General features: G+C 51.7%; 2 rRNA genes. Both read right to left on the minus strand.

The features are described 5' to 3' along the window. Positions 1 to 2 precede the first annotated feature (2 nt). Positions 3 to 2,930, minus strand: a 23S ribosomal RNA gene (locus AC1DCY_RS26930). 181 nt (positions 2,931 to 3,111) lie between these two features. After that, a 16S ribosomal RNA gene (locus AC1DCY_RS26935) occupies positions 3,112 to 4,442 on the minus strand. The 16S and 23S rRNA genes sit together here, the layout of an rRNA operon. Position 4,443 lies beyond the last annotated feature (1 nt).

Genomic DNA, 4,443 nt, shown 5'->3' on the forward strand with positions numbered 1-4,443 from the left:
TTTTGGTTAAGTCCTCGATCGATTAGTATTCGTCAGCTCCATGTGTCACCACACTTCCACCTCGAACCTATCTACCTCATCGTCTTTGAGGGATCTTACTTACTTGCGTAATGGGAAATCTCATCTTGAGGGGGGCTTCATGCTTAGATGCTTTCAGCACTTATCCCGTCCACACATAGCTACCCAGCGATGCCTTTGGCAAGACAACTGGTACACCAGCGGTGTGTCCATCCCGGTCCTCTCGTACTAAGGACAGCTCCTCTCAAATTTCCTACGCCCACGACGGATAGGGACCGAACTGTCTCACGACGTTCTGAACCCAGCTCGCGTACCGCTTTAATGGGCGAACAGCCCAACCCTTGGGACCGACTACAGCCCCAGGATGCGATGAGCCGACATCGAGGTGCCAAACCTCCCCGTCGATGTGGACTCTTGGGGGAGATAAGCCTGTTATCCCCGGGGTAGCTTTTATCCGTTGAGCGATGGCCCTTCCATGCGGAACCACCGGATCACTAAGCCCGTCTTTCGACCCTGCTCGACTTGTAGGTCTCGCAGTCAAGCTCCCTTRTGCCTTTACACTCTACGAATGATTTCCAACCATTCTGAGGGAACCTTTGGGCGCCTCCGTTACCTTTTAGGAGGCGACCGCCCCAGTCAAACTGTCCGCCTGACACTGTCTCCTGCCCCGCTAAGGGGCATGGGTTAGAATTTCAATACAACCAGGGTAGTATCCCACCGACGCCTCCTTCGAAGCTGGCGCTCCGAGATCTCTGGCTCCTACCTATCCTGTACAAGTTGTACCAAAATTCAATATCAGGCTACAGTAAAGCTCCACGGGGTCTTTCCGTCCTGTCGCGGGTAACCTGCATCTTCACAGGTACTATAATTTCACCGAGTCTCTCGTTGAGACAGTGCCCAGATCGTTACGCCTTTCGTGCGGGTCGGAACTTACCCGACAAGGAATTTCGCTACCTTAGGACCGTTATAGTTACGGCCGCCGTTTACTGGGGCTTCAATTCGCAGCTTCGCTTGCGCTAACCACTCCTCTTAACCTTCCAGCACCGGGCAGGCGTCAGCCCCTATACGTCACCTTACGGTTTTGCAGAGACCTGTGTTTTTGCTAAACAGTCGCCTGGGCCTATTCACTGCGGCTCTCATGCGCTTGCACGCTCAAGAGCACCCCTTCTCCCGAAGTTACGGGGTCATTTTGCCGAGTTCCTTAACGAGAGTTCTCTCGCACACCTTAGGATTCTCTCCTCGACTACCTGTGTCGGTTTGCGGTACGGGCACCTCTCACCTCGATAGAGGCTTTTCTTGGCAGTGTGAAATCAGGAACTTCGTCCATACGGACTCGCCATCACAGCTCAACGTTAYAGTGTGCGGATTTGCCTACACACACGCCTTACTGCTTGGACGCGCATATCCAACAGCGCGCTTACCCTATCCTACTGCGTCCCCCCATTTCTCAAACGGTGAGGAGGTGGTACAGGAATATCAACCTGTTGTCCATCGCCTACGCCTATCGGCCTCGGCTTAGGTCCCGACTAACCCTGAGCGGACGAGCCTTCCTCAGGAAACCTTAGTCATACGGTGGACGGGATTCTCACCCGTCTTTCGCTACTCATACCGGCATTCTCACTTCTAAGCGCTCCACCAGTCCTTCCGGTCTGACTTCAACGCACTTAGAACGCTCTCCTACCACTGACATCGTAGATGTCAATCCACAGCTTCGGTGAATCGTTTAGCCCCGATACATTTTCGGCGCAGCGTCACTCGACCAGTGAGCTATTACGCACTCTTTAAATGATGGCTGCTTCTAAGCCAACATCCTGGTTGTCTGTGCAACGCCACATCCTTTTCCACTTAACGATTACTTTGGGACCTTAGCTGGTGGTCTGGGCTGTTTCCCTTTTGACTACGGATCTTATCACTCGCAGTCTGACTCCCGTGTATAAATATCTGGCATTCGGAGTTTGTCTGAATTCGGTAAACCGGGATGGCCCCCTAGTCCAAACAGTGCTCTACCTCCAGTATTCTCATCACGAGGCTAGCCCTAAAGCTATTTCGGAGAGAACCAGCTATCTCCAAGTTCGATTGGAATTTCTCCGCTACCCACACCTCATCCCCGCACTTTTCAACGTGCGTGGGTTCGGGCCTCCAGTAAGTGTTACCTCACCTTCACCCTGGACATGGGTAGATCACCTGGTTTCGGGTCTACGACCACGTACTAATTCGCCCTATTCAGACTCGCTTTCGCTGCGGCTCCGCCTTCTAAAGCTTAACCTCGCACGTAATCGTAACTCGCCGGTTCATTCTACAAAAGGCACGCTATCACCCATTAACGGGCTCTAACTACTTGTAGGCACACGGTTTCAGGATCTMTTTCACTCCCCTTCCGGGGTGCTTTTCACCTTTCCCTCACGGTACTGGTTCACTATCGGTCACTAGGTAGTATTTAGCCTTGGGAGATGGTCCTCCCGGATTCCGACGGAATTTCACGTGTTCCGCCGTACTCAGGATCCACTCAGGAGAGAACGAACTTTCGACTACAGGGCTTTTACCTGCTCTGGCGGACCTTTCCAAGTCGCTTCATCTAACTCGCTCTTTTGTAACTCCGTATAGAGTGTCCTACAACCCCAAGAGGCAAGCCTCTTGGTTTGGGCTCTTCCCGTTTCGCTCGCCGCTACTCAGGGAATCGATTTTTCTTTCTCTTCCTCCAGGTACTTAGATGTTTCAGTTCCCTGGGTCTGCCTTCAAGACGCTATGTATTCACGTCAAGATACTACGCGATTAAACGTAGTGGGTTCCCCCATTCGGAAATCTCCGGATCAAAGCTCACTTACAGCTCCCCGAAGCATATCGGTGTTAGTGCCGTCCTTCATCGGCTCCTAGTGCCAAGGCATTCGCCGTGCGCCCTTAATAACTTAACCAAGTTATTAAGCCTATAAAAAAACTTAAAAAATAAATGTGTTTGTTACAATTTCAATGTCGTTTTATCCAGTTTTCAAAGAACAAGTTTTGAAGTATTTCATTCGTAAGAATGAACCTTCAAAACTGAACGCAAAACGTAATCTTACAAACCCTAGGTTTGTATTCCGAAAATATCCTTAGAAAGGAGGTGATCCAGCCGCACCTTCCGATACGGCTACCTTGTTACGACTTCACCCCAATCATCTATCCCACCTTCGGCGGATTGTAGCACGTGTGTAGCCCAGGTCATAAGGGGCATGATGATTTGACGTCATCCCCACCTTCCTCCGGTTTGTCACCGGCAGTCACCTTAGAGTGCCCAACTAAATGATGGCAACTAAGATCAAGGGTTGCGCTCGTTGCGGGACTTAACCCAACATCTCACGACACGAGCTGACGACAACCATGCACCACCTGTCACCGTTGTCCCCGAAGGGAAAACCATATCTCTACAGTGGTCAACGGGATGTCAAGACCTGGTAAGGTTCTTCGCGTTGCTTCGAATTAAACCACATGCTCCACCGCTTGTGCGGGCCCCCGTCAATTCCTTTGAGTTTCAGTCTTGCGACCGTACTCCCCAGGCGGAGTGCTTAATGCGTTAGCTGCAGCACTAAGGGGCGGAAACCCCCTAACACTTAGCACTCATCGTTTACGGCGTGGACTACCAGGGTATCTAATCCTGTTTGCTCCCCACGCTTTCGCGCCTCAGCGTCAGTTACAGACCAGAAAGTCGCCTTCGCCACTGGTGTTCCTCCAAATCTCTACGCATTTCACCGCTACACTTGGAATTCCACTTTCCTCTTCTGCACTCAAGTCCCCCAGTTTCCAATGACCCTCCACGGTTGAGCCGTGGGCTTTCACATCAGACTTAAAGGACCGCCTGCGCGCGCTTTACGCCCAATAATTCCGGACAACGCTTGCCACCTACGTATTACCGCGGCTGCTGGCACGTAGTTAGCCGTGGCTTTCTAATAAGGTACCGTCAAGGTACAGCCAGTTACTACTGTACTTGTTCTTCCCTTACAACAGAGTTTTACGATCCGAAAACCTTCTTCACTCACGCGGCGTTGCTCCATCAGGCTTTCGCCCATTGTGGAAGATTCCCTACTGCTGCCTCCCGTAGGAGTCTGGGCCGTGTCTCAGTCCCAGTGTGGCCGATCACCCTCTCAGGTCGGCTACGCATCGTCGCCTTGGTGAGCCGTTACCTCACCAACTAGCTAATGCGCCGCGGGCCCATCTTATAGCGACAGCCGAAACCGTCTTTCAGTATTTCACCATGAAGTAAAATAGATTATTCGGTATTAGCCCCGGTTTCCCGGAGTTATCCCAAACTATAAGGTAGGTTGCCCACGTGTTACTCACCCGTCCGCCGCTAACGTCAAAGGAGCAAGCTCCTTCTCTGTTCGCTCGACTTGCATGTATTAGGCACGCCGCCAGCGTTCGTCCTGAGCCAGGATCAAACTCTCCATAAAA

The sequence above is a fragment of the Lysinibacillus sp. 10T31 genome, assembly GCF_056394365.1.